2 protein-coding genes and 1 pseudogene are annotated in these 2,618 nt (G+C 52.1%); 2 read left to right on the forward strand and 1 reads right to left on the reverse strand.

Annotated elements, in window-relative coordinates; genetic code table 11:
* Together ACTHUT_RS17655 and ACTHUT_RS17660 are read left to right on the forward strand one after the other, a co-directional pair.
* Positions 1 to 455 (forward strand): annotated as a pseudogene (locus tag ACTHUT_RS17655) (argininosuccinate lyase); the annotation flags it as partial.
* Between the two features lie 167 nt (positions 456 to 622).
* Complete coding sequence (locus tag ACTHUT_RS17660) at positions 623 to 1,147, forward strand: hypothetical protein (RefSeq protein ID WP_250599942.1); 525 nt, start codon at positions 623 to 625, stop codon at positions 1,145 to 1,147.
* A 50-nt stretch (positions 1,148 to 1,197) separates the two neighbouring features.
* Here ACTHUT_RS17660 and fumC read toward each other — a convergent pair whose 3' ends face one another.
* Positions 1,198 to 2,586 (reverse strand): class II fumarate hydratase, encoded by a 1,389-nt coding sequence (gene fumC, locus ACTHUT_RS17665; protein ID WP_250599940.1) that lies wholly within the window; start codon positions 2,584 to 2,586, stop codon positions 1,198 to 1,200.
* Between the last annotated feature and the right edge of the window lie 32 nt (positions 2,587 to 2,618).

The raw sequence follows: 2,618 nt of genomic DNA on the forward strand, positions 1-2,618 counted from the left end.
TTACCCTGATGAAATCGCAACCTTTGGCATACAACAAAGACAATCAGGAAGACAAAGAGCCTTTGTTTGACACTGCCGACACGCTTATCGACACCCTGCGCATTTACGCCGACATGATGCGCGGCGTTACCGTCAAACCCGATAATATGCGCACCGCCGTGATGCAGGGTTTTGCAACGGCTACCGACTTGGCGGATTACTTGGTGAAAAAAGGCATGCCTTTCCGAGACAGCCACGAAGTCGTTGCCCAAGCCGTGCGCCATGCCGATGAAGCTGGCGTTGATTTGAGCGAATTACCGCTTGAAGTTCTGCAAGGTTTCAGCGGTTTGATCGCCGACGATGTTTACAGCGTGCTGACACCCGAAGGCAGCTTAAGCGCGCGCAACCACTTGGGCGGTACCGCGCCTGAACAAGTCCGTTTCCAAGTCAAACGCTGGCGTGAATTGTTGGCTTAAACCCATCTAAACACATAATAAAAGGCCGTCTGAAAATTTTCAGACGGCCTTTTGATTACCCGTGTTACACTCAACCTCACAATAAAAACAGATAAACCTAAACTTACCTTCAAACGAGAAAACACGCCTCCTGACTTTGCCACCGTCTTCAAACAAAAGGAGCAAGGATGAAAAACATTGTCTTAAAATTGGTCATGATCTGCCTATGCTGCGGATGCTATGCTGTATTCGTCGCCTGGGAAAATGGCGGATTCAGCCAGCTCCATGATTTTCAAGCAATAGAGAGCAACGGCATGAGCGCATACCTTCATCAAACCTCCTCCGCAGCCATGCAGGCTGAAAAAAACGAGCTGTCGATTTTGCAAAACAACCAAAACAGCTTAGCCTCTTGCGTCGGCATTGAATCTTTATGCGAACAAGCCAAGCCAGGAATTTGGGTTGAACATGCCAAATTCTTACAACACAAAGACACGGGCAAATTATTGGTACTTTCGTTGGACTATTTGGAAAACAATGACACCGCAAAAACCCTACACAACCGCTATACTGCATCGCTCCTCCCCCAAGCAGACAGAACGGAGGCGTGGCATTACGCCTGGCGTACATTTTTGAGCTCAATAATATTTCTAATGGTCGTCAATCTGACGCCAATGATTTTTGCCCTATTCGAAGAAAAGACAAGCGCAGCATAAAAACATGCCGTCTGAAAACATTTTCAGACGGCATGTTTCATTATTAAAGCTTAACGCGGATGAACCATATCGGCAGGAACAACCAATTCGTCAAACTCTTCGCCTGTCAACAAGCCCAACTCGATGGCGGTTTCGCGCAGCGATTTGTCGTTTTTGTAGGCGGTTTTGGCGACTTTGGCGGCGTTTTCGTAGCCGATTTTACGGTTTAACGCAGTAACCAGCATCAGGGAATGGTGCAGGAAATAGTCGATTTTTTCCGGTACAGGTTCAATACCGACGGCACAGTGTTCGTTGAAGCTGTTGCACGCATCGCCCAAGAGGCGGATGGATTGCAAGAGGTTGTAAGCGATAACGGGCATATAGACGTTCAGCTCGAAATTGCCTGACGCGCCCGCCATGCCGATGGTGACGTCGTTGCCGAACACTTGGCAGCACACCATGGTCATCGCTTCGCATTGGGTCGGGTTGACTTTGCCCGGCATGATGGACGAACCCGGCTCGTTTTCGGGGATTTTGATTTCACCCAAACCGCAGCGCGGGCCGCTTGCCAGCCAGCGGATGTCGTTGGCGATTTTATTCAGGCTTGCCGCCAGCGTTTTCAATGCGCCCGAAGCGGCAACGGCGGCATCGCGTCCGCCCAAAGCTTCAAATTTGTTCGGCGCGCTGACAAACGGTAGACCGGACAGTTCGGCGAGTTTGGCGGCGGCTTTTTCGGCGTATTCGGGATGGCTGTTCAAGCCCGTGCCGACTGCCGTACCGCCCAAAGCGAGTTCGTATAAACCTTTGAGCGCGTCGTTCAGACGGCCTAAGCCGTGGTCGAGCTGGGAAACGTAGCCGGAAAACTCTTGTCCCAAAGTCAGCGGCGTCGCGTCCTGCAAATGGGTGCGGCCGATTTTGACGATGGGGGCGAATTCTTGGGCTTTTTTGTCCAAGGTGTCACGCAGGGCTTTTACCGCCGGAATGAGGTGGCGGTTGATTTCAATCGCGGCGGCAACGTGGATGGCGGTCGGGAACGCATCGTTGGTCGATTGCGCGTGGTTCACATGGTCGTTGGGATGGACGGGCTGATACGCCGCCAAACCCGTACCGGCGATTTCGTTGGCGCGGTTCGCCAGCACTTCGTTCATGTTCATATTGGATTGCGTGCCGGAGCCGGTCTGCCAAACCACTAAGGGGAACTGCCCGTCGAGCTTGCCGTTCAACACGTCGTCCGCCGCCTGCGTAATCAAATCCGCCTGCTCAGGCTTAATCCTGCCGAGGGAAACATTGGTGGCGGCTGCGGCTTTTTTCACCAGCGCCAAAGCATAAATCAACGGCTGCGGCAAGGTTTCGCCGCCGATTTTGAAATTATTGCGGCTGCGCTGGGTCTGCGCGCCCCAATAGGCTTCGGACGGGACTTCGACATTGCCCATGGTGTCGTGTTCGGTACGGGTGCTCATGCGTTTCTCCTATATTTAAATAGAAATAATAA

Source organism: Neisseria sp. P0022.S010, from assembly GCF_051956635.1.

What these genes read in the sequence shown, in the direction of transcription:
- fumC (WP_250599940.1), bottom strand. Translation starts at nt 2,586, where the DNA reads ATGAGCACCCGTACCGAACACGACACCATGGGCAATGTCGAAGTCCCG.
- ACTHUT_RS17660 (WP_250599942.1), top strand. Translation starts at nt 623, where the DNA reads ATGAAAAACATTGTCTTAAAATTGGTCATGATCTGCCTATGCTGCGGA.